The following is a 19,071-nucleotide window of genomic DNA, read 5'->3' on the forward strand; positions in this document are numbered from 1 at the left end:
GTGCTCACTTGGGTGCCCGCAGCACGAAGCCGACCCCTCGGATGGTGTGCAGCAGCCGCGGCGTGCCCTCGGCCTCCAACTTGCGGCGCAGATAGCCGACGAAGACGTCGACGACATTGGTGTCGGCGGCGAAGTCGTAGCCCCACACCAGTTCCAGCAGTCGCTCCCGGCTCAGCACCACCCCGGCGTTGCGGGCCAAAGTGGACAGCAACTCGAATTCCCTTTTGGTGAGCTCGATCTCGTGCCCGTTGAGCAGCGCGCGGTAGCCCGCGACGTCGACTTCCAACGGGCCCACCGTGATTCCGGCCGGACCGGTGCCCGCGGGGACCGCGGCGTCGCTGCGGCGGCGCAGCAGAGCGCGAATGCGTGCGACCAACTCGGCCAGGACGAACGGCTTCACCAGATAGTCGTCCGCACCCGACTCCAGGCCCGCGATCCGGTCGTCGACCGAATTGCGCGCCGACAGCACACAGATCGGCACCTCGTTGCCCATCGCCCGCAGCGCGGTCACCACTCCGGCGCCGTCGAGCACCGGCATGTTCATGTCGAGCACGATCGCGTCGGGCGACTGCTCACCGACGCTGCGCAACGCCGCCGCCCCGTCCCGGGCGATCAGCACCTCGAATCCGGACAGCCGCAACCCACGCTGGACCGACGCGAGCAGATCCTCGTCGTCATCCACCAACAAAACTGTAGGAACTGTTGCTGTGGCTGTGTCCAATTGCTTCGGCTCCGCCTCGCTGGTTTGCGGCCTGTAACCCCGGCGTTCCGGTGCCCGCTGCCTGCTCCTTCGTCGCATCGCATCGGGCACCGGAACGCCGGGGGCGGCCGCAAACCGTGCGGGGTGCGGGGGTGCGGCCGTGGGCGATCGGTCCTCAGGCTATGCCATCGACGTGCCGGTTTCGGAGCAGACCCGCTGCTTCGAGGGCTTACCGAGGGAGTCGTGTGCGGGATGGGTTTCCGAATGTGCGTAGCGGGGGAGGGGTGATGCGCGTCGCGGGGGACTCGACGGCTTCGGCCAGGTAATGAGCGGCGGTCCGCCGACGGCGCTCGACGGCTTCGGCAAGGTGATGAGCGGTAGTCTGCCGACGGTGCTCGACGGGCTTCGGCAAGGTGATGAGCCGTAGTCTGCCGACGCCGCTCGGCGGCGGCGAGATGGTGATTTCGGCGGGTCGCGCCAGAGCGACTGTGCGGGTGAGGATGAACCGGGCGGCGATCGGTCGGGGTGACCGGCGTTCTCTTCGTTGCCGCGACGGCAGGCGACACGAAAAACGTTGTGGCCGAGTCTCGTCGGACGGGGTGGGGGACGAGGGCGGTATCGGCGGCGGGACGGGGGTGGTGTCGGTGCCCGTCAGGCTGGGCTGTCGTCGGGGGAAGGCGGCTGGGGGGTGGTGCCACGGGAGGTGAGGATCTGGTCCTCGAAGGCCAGTAGGACGGCCGGGTCCTCGATGGTGGCGGGCATTTCCCAGGCCTCGTCGGCGGCGATCTGGCGCATCGTGCGGCGGAGGATCTTGCCGGAGCGGGTCTTCGGGAGGGATGCGACGATCACCACGTCGTGGAGGGTGGCGATGGCGCCGATCTGGTCGCGGACGCGGGCGATGACCTCGTCGCGGAGTCGGTCGGGGGTGATGTCGGCGGCCGTTTTCAGGACCACGTAGGCGATCGGGCGCTGGCCCTTGAGTTCGTCGGGGACGCCGATCACGGCGCATTCGGCGACCGCGTCGTGGCCGGCTACCGCTGCCTCGATGCCGCCCGCCGAGAGGCGGTGGCCGGCCATGTTGATCACGTCGTCGCTGCGGCCCAGGACGAAGAGGTAGCCGTCCTCGTCGAAATAGCCGGAGTCGCCGGTGAGGTAGTGGCCAGGATAGGCCGAGAGGTAGGAGCGGGCGAAGCGTTCGTCGTCGCCCCACAGGCCGGTGAGGGTGCCGGGGGGCATGGGGAGGCCGATCACGATGTTGCCCTCGGTGCCGGGGGCGACGGCGCGGCCCTCGTAGTCCAGGACGCGCAGCCGGTAGCCGGGGACCGGGACCGAGGCGGAACCGGGTTTGATCGGAAGTTCTTGCAGGCCTATGGGATCCGCGCAGATCGGCCAGCCGGTCTCGGTCTGCCACCAGTGGTCGACGACGGGGGTGCCGGGGTGGTCGGCGAGCAGGGTGTCGCGGACCCAGTCGTAGGTGGGGGGATCGAGGCGCTCGCCCGCGCAGAACAGGGCACGCAGGGAGGAGAGGTCGTGTTCGTGGGCGAGGGCGGCGTCGGGGTCGATGCGGCGGATGGCGCGCAGGGCGGTGGGGGCGGTGAACATCACGTGGACGCCGTACTTCTCGACCAGGCGCCAGTAAGTGGCCGAGTCCGGGGTACCGACCGGTTTGCCTTCGAACAGGACCGTGGTCGCACCCGCCAGTAAGGGGGCGTAGACGATGTAGGAATGGCCGACCACCCAGCCGATGTCGGAGGTGGTCAGCATCACCTGGCCCGGTCCGACGTCGTAGATGTTGCGCATCGACCAGGTCAGGGCCACCGCGTGGCCGCCGTTGTCGCGGATCACGCCCTTGGGCCGGCCCGTGGTGCCGGAGGTGTAGAGGATGTACAGCGGGTCCGTCGCGGCCACGGGCACCGGGTCGGCGGGTTCCGCGTCCCGGATCATGTCCTCCCAGTCCAGCCATTGCGCCGCAACGGTTTCCGAGGAGTCCGGCAAATGATCGGTGGCCGCCTGTGGGGTGGCGAAGCGGATCACCGGGAAGCCCTCGCGCTGCTTGACCACCACGTGGCGGGGGGCGGCGGTCTTGGTCAGGTCCAGGGCCTGGAGCACGATCGGCGGGTACTCGATCTGCCGGCCCGGTTCCAGGCCGCCGGAGGCGGTGACGATCAGGGTGGGCTGGGCGTCGTCGATGCGGGCGGCCAGTTCGTGGGCGGCGAATCCGCCGAACACCACCGAGTGCACGGCGCCGATCCGGGCGCAGGCGAGCATCGCGACCACGGCTTCCGGGATCATCGGAAGATAGATGACGACCCGGTCGCCGGTCCGCACACCCAGCCGCAGCATCGCACCGGCGAACTGCGCTACCTCCGCGAGCAATTCGGCGTATGTGTAGGTTCGACTGGCGCCGGTCATGGCCGAGTCATAGATTAGGGCCGGTTGGTGTGCGCGACCCCCCGGCGCCGTGGGGCTACCGACCGAGTCCGGTTGGGGCACTTCGACTTGCGTCGAGCCCTCTTCCGGTGTGATATCGCGCACATGACGATCCAGTGCGTTGTAGGAGGTGTTCAGGCGGGCATCGGGAAACCATCGGGCGGTCGGCCGGGCCGTGGCATCGAGGATCTGAGTGGGCGGAACGTCCCAGCTGACAGCCTCGGCCGCAGTGCGCCAGAAGTCCGAGGGATCGACCAGGCTCGTTTGGTAGGCGGGCCGGTACTCCTGCTTCGCGTTCAACCCTGTGACTCCCTGCCTCGCCTCGATGCCCGCCTCGATAGATCAGCCTGATTGTGGCAGACTTCACGCGACGTCCGGGCGGACGCCGCGACCTTTGATTTTGTCCAGAATGGGCTGGTTGATGGCCGGTGAAGGCCAAGAAGTCACACAAGAAGTTATTGATCCGTTAGAATCGCATGCCACATATATCGGCCGTCATGGACGCAATTTTCTCGGCCAGCCGCAGTTCTCGGCCAGCTCTGACTGTCGAGCCCAGCGTGCGATCGCGGAGGCTCGCTCATGGCGCATGGCTGGGGCCAGTTTGGAAAGTGAGTGGAGATGCGTGACGCCGCTAGGCCCGGTACGAAGCGTTGGGCGCTCGGCAACTGGGACCTGCGCTGGAAGGTGACGGCCGTGCTGGCCGTGCCCTTGCTGGTGGCGGTGGTACTGGGAGCATCCCGGATCGCGTCGGAGTTCGGTGACTCCAGTCACCTGGACTCGTCGGTCACCCAGGTCGAGGCCATCCCGGCGGTCACCGGGCTGAGCGCCGCGGCCGGCACCATCTCCGCGTCGCAGATGGTCCAGATCGGCACCCAGTCGCTGGTCGACGACGCCGATCTCGGCAAGCTGGACGCCGCCATCGAGGCCGCCGTCAAGGCCGAATCCAAACTGGACGGTGTGTCCGGCGGCCGGGCGACGCTGGAGTCCATGATCAACGGCGCCAAGGCTGTGCGAGCCGCCGGGAAGACTCCGGCGAAGAGCGTGCCCGACGCGCTCAATGAAGAGGAGAGCATCCGGCAGGGCAGCGTCAAGACGGTGGAGGCCATCGTCTCGTCCATCGCGGACCCTGGCGTCGAGGCCTCGAAGCTGCAACTCGTCGACTCGCTGAACACCCGCGCGGCCCTGGTGACCCAGAGCGCCGCGATGGCCGTCGCGTTGCGTGGCAATCCGAAGGACGGGTTGCGCGACTACCTGGCCTCGCTCGCCACCGAGCGTCAGATGCTGACCGTGCTGGCGCACCGGTTCCCCGACGGCGACCCGACCATCGCCGGACTGATCGCCGAGGTCGACACCCGGCAGGCCGATATCACCGGCCCGCGAGCGGCCGGCGGCGATGTGCCGATCCAGGACATGAAACAGTCCTCGGAGACCAGCCTCGCGAGCTACCAGAAGATCGTCGACCGGTCGACCGCCGACATCACCGCGCGGGTGAACAAGCTCGCGGGCGATTCCCGGACCGGCGCCATCCGATACTCCGCGATCGTCATCACGACCATCCTGGCGGCGCTGCTGCTCGCCGTGGTCATCGCGCGGTCGATGATCGTGCCGCTGCGCAAGCTGCGCCTCGCCGCCCTGCGCGTGGCCGAGCACGATCTCGGCCACGAGGTGTCGCGTCTGCGCGACGGCGCGAGCCCCGAGGACGTGCCGCTGGAACCGATGCCGGTGCACACCGACGAGGAGATCGGCCAGTTGGCTCGCGCGGTCGACGACATCCACGGCCAGGCGCTGCGGCTGGCGGCCGATCAGGCCGCGATGCGTACTCAGGTCAACGACATGTTCGAGACGCTGGCCCGCCGGTCCAAGTCGCTGGTCGACCATCAGCTCTCGCTCATCGAGGCGATGGAGTACGACGAGAAGGACCCGCGCCTGCTGGAGAACCTCTTCCGGCTGGACCACCTCGCCGCCCGTATGCGCCGCAACGGCGACAACCTGCTGATTCTGGCCGGTACCCGGCAGCGCCGCACCAAGTCCGCGCCGGTCGAGATCGCCGACGTGCTGCGCGCCGCGATCTCCGAGGTCGAGGACTACGAACGGGTGAAGCTGGGTGCCACCCCGCGTGGCGCCATCACCGAACCGGCCGCCTCCGACCTCGCGCACCTGTTCGCCGAACTGCTCGACAACGCGCTGCGCGCCTCGCCGCCGGAGACCGACGTCAAGTTCACCTTCGCGCAGGCGCACGACCAAGGCGTGCTGATCGAGGTCGCCGACCGCGGCATCGGTATGCCGCCCGCGGAGATGGCCGAGATCAACCGCCGCCTGGAGACCACCGCCGAGGTCGGTTCCGACACCGCCCGGCACATGGGTCTGTTCGTGGTGGGCCGGCTCGCCGAGCGGCACGGGCTCACCGTGCGCCTGCGGCCGACCTTCGACACCGCCCGCGACCCCGGCGTCACTGTGACGGTGCACGTACCCAAGGTGCTCATCGTCGCCCCGCCGGGTGGCATGGTCACGGTTCCGGCGCCGACGCCGAGCCAGCCGAACAATCCGATCCAGCCTCCCGGGTCGCAGCGGAACACCGGCCCGTCCTCGATGCAGATGCGGGCGGTCACCCGGACGCCCAGCGGCAACATGATGGTGACGGTCGATCCCAACTCGAGCGGCGCGATTCCGGCCGGCTCCGGGACCGATCGGACGGTCGCCGCCAACGGCACCGCCGGAATCAACGGCACCGCCGGGCCGAAGGGCCCGAACGGCACCGCGCCGCAATCCGCCCCGCCCAGCGGTCCGCTGCCGCAGCGGCAGCCGGGCAACGCGGCGGCCGCCGGTGGCCTGCCGCAACGTCAGCCGGGTACCAACGGCCCGACCGTGCGGCACACCGTGTCCGACCCCAACCTCCGCAATTCCGGACTGCCGCAACGGGATCCGGGTGCCAACGGGCCTCAGGCGCCCCAGGCGCAACCGGGTACCGGGCTGCCGCAGCGCCCAGCGGGAACAGGTACGCCGCAGCCGCAGCCGGGTCTGGCGGCCAACATGCTCAAGCGGCAGCAGCCGGGCGCCGTCCCGGGCCAGCCGCGACCGGCGGGTCCGCCGTCGGCGCCGACCGGTATGCCGCAGCGGCAGCCGGGCTCCAACGGTATGCCGCAGCGCGAGACCGGACTGTCCCAGCGGCCCGCCGGGCCGTCGGCCGCGCCGACCGGGTTGCCGCAGCGAGACACCGGTGCCACCGGGTTGCCGCAGCGCGATACCGGCGCTACCGGCCTGCCGCCGCGGGCTCCCGGTACCCCGGCCGGTGGCCTGCCGCAGCGTCCGGGTTCCGGTCTGCCGCAACGTGATGCCGGTCCGAGTGGTCTGCCGACGCGTGATCCGGGTGCGACGGGCGGTATGCCGCCGCGCGATCCGGCCGCGCCGGGCCTGCCGACCAGGGATGCGCCTTCGGGTGGGTTGCCGCGTCGGGAGCCGACATCGCCGGGTATGCCGTTGCGGGATCCGAACACCGGTCTGCCGCAACGTGACGCGGGCCCGAACGGTCTGCCGACCCGCGACCCCGGTGCGACGGGCGGCATGCCGCCGCGCGATACCGCCGCGCCGGGTCTCCCGACCCGGGATGCGCCTTCGGGTGGGTTGCCGCGTCGGGAGCCGACGTCGCCGGGTATGCCGTTGCGGGATCCGAATACCGGTCTGCCGCAACGGGACGCGGGTCCGAGCGGTCTGCCGACTCGTGATCCGGGTGCGACGGGCGGCATGCCGCCGCGCGATCCGGCCGCGCCGGGCCTGCCGACGCGGGACGCGCTCTCGGGTGGGTTGCCGCGTCGGGAGCCGACGTCGCCGGGTATGCCGTTGCGGGATCCGAATACCGGTCTGCCGCAACGGGATGCGAACACCGGTCTGCCGCAGCGGGACGGGGGCCCGAGTGGTCTGCCGACCCGCGATCCCGGCGCGACAGGTCTGCCGCAGCGCGATACCGGTGCCCACGGGCTGCAGCGACCGGGCCCGACCGGTCTGCCGCAACGGGATACCGGCGCGACTCGGTTGCCGCAGCGCGATACCGGCGCTCACGGGCTGCAGCGACCGGGCCCGACCGGTCTGCCGCAACGGGATACCGGCGCGACGAAAATCCCGCAGCGTGACGGCGGTCTGCCGCAACGCGATACGGGGGCGACTCGGTTGCCGCAGCGGGACACCGGATCGACCGGCCTGCCCGGTGTGCTGCCGCAGCGCGAAGCGCCGGACAACGGCCTGCCGCAACGGGATTCATCCGGTGGCCTGCCGACGGGCCTACCCCGTCGACAGCCCGGCGCGGGCCTACCCCCGCGTCCGGAGCCGACCCCGGGCCTACGCCCGCCGGCGGCGGAGCGACTCGATGACGCCGATGACGGCGAGGGTCGCGACCGTGGCCGGCACAGCTTCCGGGCCAACACCCAGAAGACCGCCTCCTTCTTCCAGACCCGGTTGCAACCGACCGCGGAATCGGATCCGATCATCGGCGGAACGCCGATCTTCGCGGAGATGATGTCCGCCTGGCTGCAGGATCCGAACGCGGATCGGTCCCAGGTGGCCGCCTCCTTCGAATCACCGGGCGACGAGGGCTGGCAGGCGGCGCGCCACGCGGTGGAGTCGCAGTCGGAGCGGCGGACGGCGGCCGGGTTGCCCCAGCGCGACCCGGGTAACCGACTGGTTCCCGGTGGAGTCACCGGAAACACCGACGCGTCCACCAACCGCGATCCAGAATCCATCAGGTCAAGTCTGAGTCGTCACCAGCAGGGCGTCCGGGATGGCCGCGCAATGAGAGCAATGAACCTAACCGGAGATAAAGGAGACCGATGAACCCCGATCTAGGTGGTACGAACCGTCAGCTGGATTGGCTGGTTTCGAACTTCGCCAACGAGGTTCCGGGCGTCGCTCACGCCGTGCTGGTTTCGGCGGACGGTCTGCTGATGGCCGCGAGCGCGCAGTTGCCCGTCGACCGCGCCGAACAGCTGTCCGCGGTGACCGCCGGCCTCGCCAGCCTGTCGGTTGGCGTGTCCAACCTCTTCGAGGGCGGCACGGTACTGCAATCCGTGGTCGAGATGGAGCACGGCTACCTACTGCTGATGGCGGTCGGCGACGGCTCCTATCTGGCCGTGCTGACGAACACATCCTGCGATATCGGCCAGGTGGGATACGAAATGGCCTTGTTGGTCGAGCGAGTGGGCCAGACGGTCCAGGCGACACCTCGAGTCACGATGGGTTCCTGACGGTGGGATGGACATAAACAACCAACGCGTGGGAAGCGCCGAGCCGAGCCTCGTCCGCCCGTACTCCTTGACCGCCGGCCGGACCAGGCCGACGGTCGAGTTGGCATTGGAGGCGCTCGTCGCATCGCATCCGGTCGCCCTGGAGCGGCAGTTCGAGCTCACCAACATCGAAACGTCGATCGTGGAGTTGTGCAGAGAATCGCCGTCGGTCGCCGAAGTGGCCGCCCGACTGGGCATGCCGATCGGGGTGGCACGGGTACTGGTCGCCGACCTGATCGAAGCCGGCCATGTGCGGGTTTCGGCGACATTGAAAGACGATTCCAGCGACGACGAACGTCGCGAGCTGATCGAAAGGGTTCTCAGTGGACTCCGGCGTATATGATTCGACGTCCTCGGTCGATACCCGCACCAGTAAGCCAACCTCCGCGAAGATCGTGGTCGCCGGTGGCTTCGGTGTGGGTAAGACCACTCTCGTCGGTGCGGTTTCGGAGATCGTTCCGTTGCGCACCGAGGCATTGGTGACCAATGCCAGTGTCGGCGTCGACAGCCTGGCAGCCGTCCCGACCAAGGCCACCACCACGGTGGCCATGGATTTCGGCCGGATCAGCCTGGCCGACGATCTGGTGCTGTATCTGTTCGGCACGCCGGGCCAGTACCGCTTCTGGTTCATGTGGGACGACCTGATCCGCGGCGCCATCGGCGCCGTGGTGCTGGTCGACACCCGCAGGCTGGAGGACAGTTTCGCGGCGGTCGACTACTTCGAGGCACGGCACCTACCGTTCCTCGTGGCGATCAACGAGTTCGACGACGCACCGCGGTACCCGCTGGAGGACATCCGGCAGGCGCTCGCGGTACCGGCCGATGTGCCGATCATGTCGCTGGACGCGCGTCGCCGCGAGCCCGTGAAGCAGGCATTGGTCTCGGTCACCGAATACGCACTGCGCAAAGTCGTTCAGGGCTATTGATATTGGCTCGGCTCCGCCTCGCTTGGTTTGGGGCCTGTAACCCCGGCGTTGCGGTGCCCGTCGCTTGCTCCTTCGTCGCATCGCGACGGGCACCGCAACGCCGGGGGCGGCCCCAAACCCTTCGGGTTGGGATGCCGGGGAGCGCAGTCGGGGTCGGGTGATCGACGCGCGGCTGGGTGATCGGTCGGGTGATCGACGCTCCGCTGGGTGATCGGTCGGGTGATCGACGCGCGGCTGGGTGATCGGGTGGGCTCGGTGTCCTGGTGAGGCCGAGTGGGTGGCCTGGTGCGACCTGGTGGTGTCCTTGTGAGACCGAGTGGTTCGGGTGGTCGGTGCGGTAGCTACGCTCGCCGGGTGAAGACCTCGGCGCGACAGTTGCTGGACGACCTCCTCGACCCGGGTTCCTTCGTGAGCTGGGATCGGGCGCCGATCGAGGTTGCCGCGGGGCCGGAGTATCGGGCGGAACTCGAAGCGGCGGCGGCGCGAACGGGTCTCGACGAGGCCGTGCTGACCGGTGCGGGATTGCTGCGCGGGCGGCCGGTGGCCGTGATCGCCTGTGAGTTCGGCTTTCTCGCGGGTTCGATCGGGGTCGCGGCGGCCGAGCTGATCGTGACGGCGGTCGAGCGCGCCACCGAGCGGGGTCTGCCGTTGCTGGCGTCGCCGACTTCGGGCGGCACCCGGATGCAGGAGGGCACTGTCGCTTTCGTGCAGATGGTGAAGATCGCGGGTGCGGTCGCCGCGCACAAGGCGGCGGGCCATCCCTATCTGGTGTACCTGCGCGATCCGACCATGGGTGGTGTTTTCGCGTCGTGGGGTTCGCTGGGGCACATGACCTTTGCCGAGCCGGGTGCTCTGATCGGCTTCCTCGGGCCGAGGGTGTACGAGGCGTTGTACGGTCATTCGTTCCCGGCGGGTGTACAGACTGCCGAGAATCTGTACCGCTCCGGGGTGATCGACGGTGTGCTGCCGGTTCCGGTCTTCCGCCGCGTCGCGCACCGGGTGCTGAACGTGGTGTGCGGCAGGGACTTTCCGCACATCGGATCGGGCCGTGCCGAAACGTCCGCACGGGACACGAAATCCACTGCGGCGGAGCCGAATTTCGAGCCCGCTGCCGAGGCGACCGAAAAGGCTGCGGCCGAATCGGTTTCACCGGCGTGGACGTCGGTGGTGCTGTCCCGTCGTCCGGACCGGCCGGGGCTGCGGCAACTGCTGCGCCGCGCCACCGATCGGGTTCCGTTGTCGGGCACCGGACAAGGCGAGGCCGACCGGACCGTCGTACATGCGCTGGCGCGTTTCCACGGTCGTTCGTGCGTGGTGTTCGGGCACGATCGCAGCGGGCAGACCCGCGAGAACACCATGGGTCCGGCGGCCTTACGGGAGGCGCGGCGCAGCATGCACCTCGCGGCGGAACTGCGGTTGCCGCTGGTGCTGGTGATCGACACCGCCGGCGCGTCGCTGTCCCGCGAGGCCGAGGAACGCGGCCTGGCGCCCGAGATCGCGCGCTGCCTGGCCGATCTCGTCACCCTCGACACCCCGACGGTATCGGTGCTGCTGGGCCAGGGCACCGGCGGTGGTGCGCTGGCGCTGCTGCCCGCGGACCGGGTGCTGGCCGCCGCGCACGCCTGGCTGGCGCCGCTGCCGCCGGAGGGCGCCAGCGCCATCGTGTTCCGGGACACCGCGCATGCACCGGAACTGGCTGTCGCACAACGTATCCGGGCGTACGATCTGCACGCCGACGGGATCGTGGACCGGATCGTCGGCGAATATCCGAACGCCGCCGCCGAGCCCACTGCCTTCGCCGGCCGGATGGTTTCCGCGATCGCCGAGACCCTGGACGAACTGCGCGATCGGTCCCCGGCGGAGCTGCGCGCGGACCGCCGGAAGCGGTACCGCCGGCTCGGACTCCCGCAATAGTGAGGTCGAACACACCCGGACATGTCGTTGACGCGTCCGGAAACCGCTTCTACCGTCGGAAAGGTGACCTTCAGTAGCGCAAGCAGCACTGTGCCCACCGTCGTCCTGAACGACGGAAACGTCATTCCCCAGCTGGGTTTCGGGGTGTGGCAGGTGGCCAGCGAGGAGGCGTTCGCCACCGTCGCGACGGCCCTCGAGGTGGGGTATCGCAGCATCGATACCGCCGCGGCGTACGGGAACGAGGCCGAGGTCGGCCGCGCCATCCGGGAATCCGGGGTGCCGCGCGACGAAATCTTCCTCACCACCAAGCTGTGGAATTCCGATCAGGGCTACGACTCCACCTTGCGCGCTTTCGACAAGAGCATGGGCGAGCTGGGCCTCGAGTACCTGGACCTGTACCTGATCCACTGGCCGGCGGCGCAGGCGGACCGGTTCGTCGACACCTTCCGGGCCTTCCAGGCGCTGAAGTCGCAGGGCCGGATCCGGTCGATCGGCGTCTCCAACTTCACCGCCGATCATCTCCAGCGAGTGATCGCCGAGACCGGCGAGACCCCCGCGGTGAACCAGATCGAGCTGCACCCCAGTCTGTCCCAGCTGAAGCTGCGCGGTTTCCACGCCGAGCACGGCATCGCCACCGAGGCGTGGAGCCCGCTCGGCCAGGGCAACGAGCTGAAGAACGCGACGGTCGTGGAGATCGCGGAACAGACCGGACGCACCCCGGCGCAGGTGATCATCCGCTGGCATCTGCAGCTGGGCAACATCGTCATCCCGAAGTCGGTCACGCCGTCGCGCATCGAGGAGAACTTCGACGTCTTCTCCTTCGAGCTGACCACCGACCAGATGCAGCGCATCAGCGGCCTGGACACGGCCAACCGCATCGGGCCCGACCCGGACGAGTTCACCCTCGGGCTCGTGTAGACCGCTCGGCCGCCCGCTGCCACCGGAACCCCGGCGAACTGCCGCGTGTCCCGCTCGGCTCGATCCGGGTCGCCCAGTGAGTGACCTGGTCGTTCGGTCCGGCTCGCCGGGTGAGTGGTTCTGGCCGGTCCGGATCGCCGGCGCGCCACGGTCGACGTGGTCCGACGGCTCTGCGGCCTACCCGGGTTCGGGTCCGGTGCGGCGTGCTCGGCGGCCGGGCGGGCTCAGGTATTCGGTGAGCTCGACGGCGGCGGCCCGCCCGGCGCGGTTGGCGCCGATCGTGCTCGCCGAGGGCCCGTAACCGATCAAATGGATGCGCGGGTCCGCGGCGACCTGGGTGGCCAGCCGCCCGGTCATGGTGATGCCGCCGCCGGGCCCGCGCAACCGCAGCGGCGCGAGATGGTCCAGCGCGCTGCGGAATCCGGTGGCCCACAGGATCACCTGCGCGGGCTGGAAGGTGCCGTCCGCCCAGCGCACCCCCTCGGGTTCGATGCGCTGGAACACCGGATGCCATCGCAGCACTCCGCGCGACCGGGCCGCGCGGATCCGGTCGTCCACCGGCAGCCCGGTCACCGACACCACCGAGCGTGGGGGCAGGCCGCGTCGCACCCGGTCCTCCACGAGCGCGACCGCACGCCGGCCGTCGTCCGGGCTGAACGGGGTTTCGCGCCAACGAGGTTCGGTGCGCGACACCCAGGTCGTGGTGGTCACCTGCGAGATCTCGTCGAGCAGCTGGATCGCCGAGATACCCGCGCCGACCACGACGACGTGCGCACCGGCGAATTCGGCCGCCGTCCGGTAGTCGTGTGCGTGCAGTTGCCGTCCGGCGAAGGTCTCGGCCCCCGGGTAGTACGGGATGAACGGCTTTTCCCACGTGCCGGTCGCGTTGACCAGGCCGCGCACTCGGAAGGTCGTCGCGGGCCGAGTCGTGGGTGCCGGCCCGGCCTCGGAAGCGATCACCTCTGCCCGCGCGTTCGCGGCCGGTCGCGCTCCGGGGCCGGTGGGGCCCGGCTCGCGGTCGGTGATCGTGCCGGTCTGCGCGTCGGCGGCCCGCCGTGCCGCCCGGCCGGTGACCGGGAGCTCCCGCTCGGCCGGGACCGGACTCGGCTCGTGGCCGGTGCTCCAGGCTGTGGTCGGCCACCCATCCAGCCCGGACGGCACTCTCGGCTCGTGGTCCGCAGCCGGTCCGGAGCCCGGCGGCCCTGCGTCCGGCGGCGGTGCGGCGGCGGGGCCGGGCACGGCTTCGGCGTGCAGCAGGCCGTCGGCCTCGCCGATCGGGCAGGTGGCGGCGGTGGCCCGGTCGCACACCACCCGCACCGACACCGGGCGGTGCACGGCGAGTTCGAAGCGCTGCTCGTACAGCGCGAAGTAGTGCGGTACGGCGGTGGCCGCGGGGACGTTGTCGGAGCCCGGCGGCAGGGTCTCCGCGAACGACATCCCCGGCAGATCGTGCACCCGGTTCACCGTGGTGAGCGTGAGCGAGGGCCAGCGGAACTGCCAGGCGCCGCCCGGTCCGGGCGCGTGGTCGACGATCAGGAAGTCCTGTCCGGGTCGCAGCCCGAGGCGGCGCAGGTGGTACCCCACCGAGAGGCCGGCCTGGCCCGCGCCGATCACGAGGATGTCGACGTCGGCGGTGGTCACCATCGTCACAGTACCGCTGGTGCGTCGGGTGCGGCCGGGCAACCGTCGGCCACCTACAGTGAAGGCGTCAATGCTCGTCGCACGACCGGGGAGGTCCGAACCATGCTGGGTGTGAGCCGCGATGGGGACGTGGTCACCATCGAACTGCAGCGCCCGCAGCGCCGCAACGCCCTCAACGAGGAATTGGTGAAGGCGCTGCACGAGGCGGTGACGACCGCCGCGGCCGAGGCCCGGGTGATCGTGCTCACCGGAGCGGGGCCGATCTTCTGCGCCGGGGCCGATCTCGACGGAGCTCATTCGGAACAGTTCCTGCGCGCGTTGATGGCGATGCTGAAAGCGGTGGAGAACTCGCCCGTCCCGGTGATCTCCGCGATCCACGGCGGTGCGCTCGGCGCGGGCGTGCAGCTGACGCTGGCCTCCGATCTGCGGGTGCTTTCACCGGACGCCTTCGTCGGCATTCCGGCCGCGAAACTCGGTGTGTCGCTGGATAATTGGACCGTTCGGCGGCTGGCCGCGCTGATCGGCGGCGGTCCGGCCCGGACCATGCTGCTCGGCGCGGAGCTGATCCCCGCGGCCGACGCGTACACCTTCGGCTACGCCAACCGGATCGGGACGCCGGAGGAGGCGCAGGCGTGGGCCAAGCAGATCGCGACGCTGGCGCCGCTGTCGCTGCGGCACCTGAAGATGGTCCTCAACGACGACGGAGCCGAGACGCCGGAACAGGCCGCGGCCCTGCGGGCGGCCTGGATGAGCGCCGACGCCGAGGAGGCGATGGCGGCGCGCCGGGAGAAGCGGGCCCCGAAGTTCGTGGGCCGGTGAGGGGCGTGCGCCGACCGCTCGCGACGATGCGGAAGATCGCGCTGGCGGCCGCCGGTGTGGCCGGGGTGAGCTGGGTGGTCCGGGCGGTGTGGGAGATCCCGTCCGCGATGGGCGCCTCCGCCGCCGCGATCGCGCCGGTCGCCACGGGCGCCGTGGGCTACCGCAACCGCCAGTTCCACAACACCGAGCCGAGTGTCCAGGTCCGGCCGGGTTCGATGATCTCGTTGCTGTTCTCGGCGCTGACCCGGCAGGGTGCGGGCCGGCCGCCCGGCACGATCCCGCTGGCCGTGCCCCAGGTCCCGGACCGGGCTGCGGAACTGGCCGTCACCTGGTACGGGCACGCCTCGGCGCTGCTCGAGGTCGACGGCTACCGCATCCTCACCGATCCCGTGTGGAGCGAACGGGTGTCGCCGTCCGCGCTGGTCGGGCCCGCCCGGCTGCACCCGGTGCCGGTACCGCTGCGGGAGTTGCCGCCGCTGGACGCGATCGTCATCTCCCACGACCACTACGACCACCTGGACCGCGAGACGGTACGCGGGCTGGTCGAGGGGCACGACGCCCCGTTCGTGGTGCCGCTCGGGATCGGCGCGCACCTGCGCGGCTGGCACGTGCCGGATCGCCGGATCATCGAATTGGATTGGGGCGCTTCGGTTTCGCTGGCCGACCTCGGCCGCGCGCACGACTCCGGCGACCTGGTGCTGACCTGTGCCGCGGCCCGGCACTTCTCCGGCCGCGGCCTGACCCGCAACACCACGCTCTGGGCGTCGTGGATCGTGCGGGGCCCGTCGCGGCGGGTGTACTTCGGCGGCGACACCGGCTACACCAGCGCGTTCGCGGAGATCGGCGCCACCGAGGGACCGTTCGACCTGACCCTGCTGCCGATCGGCGCGTACGACGTGCACTGGCCGGATGTGCACATGAATCCGGAGGAGGCGGTGCGAGCACACGCCGACGTGTGCGCCGGCGATCCGGGCCACGGCCTGCTGGTGCCGATCCACTGGGCCACCTTCAATCTGGCCTTCCACGAATGGGCGGAACCGGTGCGCCGGCTGGTGTCCGCCGCCCGCGCCGCGGGCACCCCGGTAGCGGTGCCGATTCCCGGTGAGCGGATCGACCCCAATGCGCTGCAACCACAGGACCCGTGGTGGGAAAATGTCCGCAGTGCGGCATTGCCGCCGCAGTGACAACATAGCGACACCGCCGCGGTGAGAACATCAGCGGCACCGCCGCAGTGAACATCAGCGGCACCGCCGCAGTGAACATCAGCGGCACCGCCGCAGTGACAGCCGCAGTGACAACAGCGAATAGAGAGTGCAGGGTCCGATGGGTCTGATCGATACGCTCAAGGGATTGGTTGGCCGGGGCAAGGAACTCGCTGCCGACAACGCCGACAAGATTCACGAGGCCGTCGACAAGGCGGGCGGATTCATCGACGAGAAGACCGGCGGCAAGTACACCGACAAGATCGAGAAGGGCACCGGCGCTGTCAAGAGCGTGATCCCGGAGGCACCGGCCGGCGAGTCCGCGCCCGGCAGCGAGGCCGCCGCACCGGCGGCCACCGACGAGCCCCCGGCTGCGGAGGAGGCGGCGGTCTCTCCGGAGACCGCCGCTGCCGCGGAGCCCGAACCGGCCGCTGCCGCGGAGCCCGAACCGGCCGCTGCCGCGGAGCCCGAACCGGCCGCTGCCGCCGAGCCCGAACCGGCCGCCGCCGCGGAGCCCGCACCGGCCGAGGCGGCCGAGCCCGCGCCCGCGGAGGCCGCCGTTCCGGAGTCGGTGATCGGTGAGCCGCCCGTCGCCGTGCCCGCCGAGGAAGCCGTCGCCGACGCCGCGGCCCCCACCCCCGAGCCCGCGGTCGCCGAAGCTGCGGTTCCCGAGTCCGCGATCGGCGAGCCGCTCACCGAGGTCCCCGTGGCCGCCGAGGAATCCACCCCCGAGCCCGCGGCTCCGGAGGATTCCGCCCCCGAGGAACCGAAGCCGGCCGCCGAGCCCACGAAGGAGTGAGATCACGCTCGCGCTGAGCGGCACTCGAAATCGAGTGCCGCCCAGCGCGACCGAGAAGTAATCCGCAGCACCGGGCTCCGCCTCCGGAGTGGTGGGCGGCTGTCTCGAACCATCGAGACCATCCCTCGGGGTGCCGTTCGGACCGAGTTGTCGGGGTCACCCCTTACACTGCGAGCATGGTCTCCCGTCGCGACTTCGGGGGTGTCGAGGTTGAGTTGACCAACCTCGACAAGGTGCTGTATCCGGCCACCGGCACCACCAAGGGGCAGGTCGTCGACTATTTCACGCACATCGCACCCGCCCTGCTGCCGCATGTGGCGGAGCGGGCGGTCACCCGGAAGCGGTGGCCGAACGGGGTAGCGGAGCCGTCGTTCTTCGAGAAGAATCTGCCCGCGCACGCGCCCAAGTGGTTGCCGCGGCGTTCGGTGGAGCATTCGGATCGGCGGGTGACCTATCCGCTGCTGGACTCGGTCGCGGGGCTGGCCTGGATCGGGCAGCAGGCGGCGCTGGAAATTCATGTGCCGCAATGGCGTTTCCGCGGGGAGGAGCGCGGTCCGGCGACTCGGCTGGTGTTCGATCTGGATCCGGGGCCGGGTGTGGGGCTGGCCGAGTGCGCGGTGGTGGCCTTGTCGATTCGGGATACCGTCCGCGACGCCGGGCTGGACGCGTATCCGGTCACCAGCGGCAGCAAGGGAATTCACATCTACGTCCCGCTGGACCGGATGCTGACCGGGCACGGCGCCTCCGCGGTGGCCAAGCAGCTGGCCGCCGGGCTGGAGCGGCTGCACCCGGAGCTGGTCACGGCCACGATGGCGAAGTCGGCCCGGCCGGGCCGGGTCTTCCTGGACTGGAGCCAGAACAATCCCGCGAAGACGACGATCGCGCCGTACTCGCTGCGCGGCCGGGAGCGGCCCACGGTGGCGGCGCCGCGGTCCTGGGACGAGATCGAGCAGGGAAAGAGCCTGCGGCAGTTGGGTTTCGACGAGGTGCTGGCCCGTTGGCGGGACGGCGGCGATCTGCTCGCCGGGCTGGATCCGCCACTGCCGGAACGGGTTCCGGACGCATTGGCCACCTACCGGTCGATGCGCGATCCGGCCCGCACCCCGGAACCGGTGCCGTCCGAGCCGCCCGCCGAGGGTTCCGGCGAACGGTTCGTGATCCAGGAGCACCACGCTCGCCGCCTGCACTGGGATCTGCGGCTGGAGCGCGGCGGGGTGCTGGTGTCCTGGGCGGTGCCGAAGGGTCCGCCGACCTCCACCGGCGAGAACCGCTTGGCCGTGCACACCGAGGACCATCCGCTGGAGTATCTCGACTTCCACGGCGCGATCCCGAAGGGCGAGTACGGCGCCGGGGAGATGACCATCTGGGATTCCGGCACCTACGAGACGGAGAAGTGGCGGGAGGACGAGGTCATCGTCCGATTGCGCGGCACCCGGCTCGACGGGCGGTACGCGCTCATCCGGACGAACGGCAACCAGTGGCTCATGCATCTCATGAAGCCGGAAAGTACTGAGGCACAGCCGGTTTCGGACGTTGCCGCCGCACCGAGCCGATCCGCGCCGATGCCGCGCGGCCTGTCGCCCATGCTGGCGACCGCCGGCGACGTCTCCGATCTGGACGCCGCCGAATGGGCCTTCGAGACCAAGTGGGACGGCTTCCGGCTGATCGCCGAGATCGCCGACGGCGCGGTCACGCTGCACAGCCGGGCGGGGAACGTCGTCACCGGGCGTTATCCACGGCTGGCGCGCCTGGGGCAGGAGTTGGCCGGGCACCGGGCCGTCTTCGACGGCGAGGCGGTGGTGTTCGACGATCACGGGGCGGCGAATCTCGGCCTGCTGCAAGCGGATGCGGCGCGGGCGGTGTTCGTCGCCTTCGATCTGCTGTATCTGGACGGTACGTCGTTGCTGCGCAAGCGGTATTCGGATCGGCGGCGGGTGCTGGAGGCGCTGGCCGCGCGGGCGCCGTCGCTGGTGGTGCCGCCGCGGCTGGACGGTTCCGGCGCGGAGGCGTTGCGCTACAGCCAGGAACACGATCTGGAGGGGGTCGTCGCCAAGCGGCACGACAGCGTCTATCTACCGGGCCGGCGGGGTCAGTCCTGGATCAAGACCCGCAATTGGCGGACCCAGCAGGTGGTGGTCGGCGGCTGGCGGCGCAGTACGGCGCGCCCGTTCGCCTCGTTGCTGATCGGGGTGTGGCACGCGGACCGGTTGTACTACGTGGGCCGGGTCGGCACCGGGTTCGACGAGCGGGAGATGGCCGAGCTGGCGTCGGCGCTGCGTCGCCTGGAGCGGCGGACCAGCCCGTTCGACAACGACCTCACCGCCGTGGAACGCAAGGACGCGGTCTGGGTGACGCCGAAGATCACCGGAACGGTGCGGTACATGAACTGGACCGAGGCCGGGCGCCTGTGGCACCCGGCCTGGATTCCCGCCTCCGACTAGCGGCGCCG

At 70.4% G+C, this 19,071-nt stretch carries 13 protein-coding genes; 10 read left to right on the forward strand and 3 right to left on the reverse strand.

Translation table 11 applies throughout. The features are described from left to right. Positions 1-4: 4 nt before the first annotated feature. Positions 5-682, reverse strand: coding sequence for a response regulator transcription factor (locus NRB56_RS01560; RefSeq protein WP_406603422.1), 678 nt, complete (start codon positions 680-682; stop codon positions 5-7). Between the two features lie 669 nt (positions 683-1,351). Continuing rightward, positions 1,352-3,430 (reverse strand): AMP-binding protein, encoded by a 2,079-nt coding sequence (locus NRB56_RS01565; protein WP_153338658.1) that lies wholly within the window; start codon positions 3,428-3,430, stop codon positions 1,352-1,354. A 318-nt stretch (positions 3,431-3,748) separates the two neighbouring features. On the opposite strand from NRB56_RS01565, the gene NRB56_RS01570 reads away from it, so the two are divergent. The 6 genes from NRB56_RS01570 to NRB56_RS01595 all read left to right on the forward strand — a co-directional run bounded on the left by NRB56_RS01570 (position 3,749) and on the right by NRB56_RS01595 (position 12,161). Then, entirely contained in the window at positions 3,749-7,954 is a 4,206-nt protein-coding gene (locus NRB56_RS01570; RefSeq protein WP_194290689.1) for a HAMP domain-containing sensor histidine kinase, read from the forward strand. Continuing rightward, a complete protein-coding gene (locus NRB56_RS01575; protein WP_011207200.1) occupies positions 7,951-8,364 on the forward strand; it encodes a roadblock/LC7 domain-containing protein in 414 nt (137 codons plus the stop codon). Before NRB56_RS01570 ends, NRB56_RS01575 begins: the two co-directional genes overlap by 4 nt. 7 nt (positions 8,365-8,371) lie before the next feature. Then, positions 8,372-8,746: a DUF742 domain-containing protein gene (locus NRB56_RS01580; protein WP_026343780.1), complete on the forward strand. Its 375-nt coding sequence runs from the start codon at positions 8,372-8,374 to the stop codon at positions 8,744-8,746. Then, on the forward strand, positions 8,727-9,329 hold the full coding sequence (locus NRB56_RS01585) for a GTP-binding protein (protein WP_225054249.1): 603 nt from the start codon (positions 8,727-8,729) through the stop codon (positions 9,327-9,329). The genes NRB56_RS01580 and NRB56_RS01585 overlap by 20 nt, the downstream gene beginning before the upstream one ends. 354 nt (positions 9,330-9,683) lie before the next feature. Continuing rightward, positions 9,684-11,243: a carboxyl transferase domain-containing protein gene (locus tag NRB56_RS01590; RefSeq protein WP_319942421.1), complete on the forward strand. Its 1,560-nt coding sequence runs from the start codon at positions 9,684-9,686 to the stop codon at positions 11,241-11,243. A 63-nt stretch (positions 11,244-11,306) separates the two neighbouring features. Continuing rightward, entirely contained in the window at positions 11,307-12,161 is an 855-nt protein-coding gene (locus NRB56_RS01595) for an aldo/keto reductase (RefSeq protein ID WP_319942422.1), read from the forward strand. A gap of 177 nt (positions 12,162-12,338) precedes the next feature. Here the strand turns inward: NRB56_RS01595 and NRB56_RS38595 are convergent, their stop codons facing one another. After that, positions 12,339-13,802: an NAD(P)-binding protein gene (locus NRB56_RS38595; protein WP_319942423.1), complete on the reverse strand. Its 1,464-nt coding sequence runs from the start codon at positions 13,800-13,802 to the stop codon at positions 12,339-12,341. 102 nt (positions 13,803-13,904) lie between these two features. On the opposite strand from NRB56_RS38595, the gene NRB56_RS01610 reads away from it, so the two are divergent. From NRB56_RS01610 to NRB56_RS01625, 4 genes are all read left to right on the forward strand, one after another. Next, positions 13,905-14,621, forward strand: a complete 717-nt coding sequence (locus NRB56_RS01610) for an enoyl-CoA hydratase (RefSeq protein WP_153338660.1) — start codon at positions 13,905-13,907, stop codon at positions 14,619-14,621. A gap of 26 nt (positions 14,622-14,647) precedes the next feature. Further along, positions 14,648-15,805 (forward strand): MBL fold metallo-hydrolase, encoded by a 1,158-nt coding sequence (locus tag NRB56_RS01615; protein ID WP_153339008.1) that lies wholly within the window; start codon positions 14,648-14,650, stop codon positions 15,803-15,805. A gap of 139 nt (positions 15,806-15,944) precedes the next feature. Next, the gene (locus NRB56_RS40380; protein ID WP_153338661.1) at positions 15,945-16,622 is read left to right on the forward strand and encodes an antitoxin; all 678 of its coding nucleotides are present in this window, start codon (positions 15,945-15,947) and stop codon (positions 16,620-16,622) included. A 176-nt stretch (positions 16,623-16,798) separates the two neighbouring features. After that, positions 16,799-19,063 (forward strand): ATP-dependent DNA ligase, encoded by a 2,265-nt coding sequence (locus tag NRB56_RS01625; RefSeq protein WP_153338662.1) that lies wholly within the window; start codon positions 16,799-16,801, stop codon positions 19,061-19,063. The last annotated feature ends 8 nt before the right edge of the window (positions 19,064-19,071 follow it).

Source organism: Nocardia aurantia (assembly GCF_009604425.1).
Taxonomy (GTDB): Bacteria; Actinomycetota; Actinomycetes; order Mycobacteriales; family Mycobacteriaceae; genus Nocardia; species Nocardia aurantia.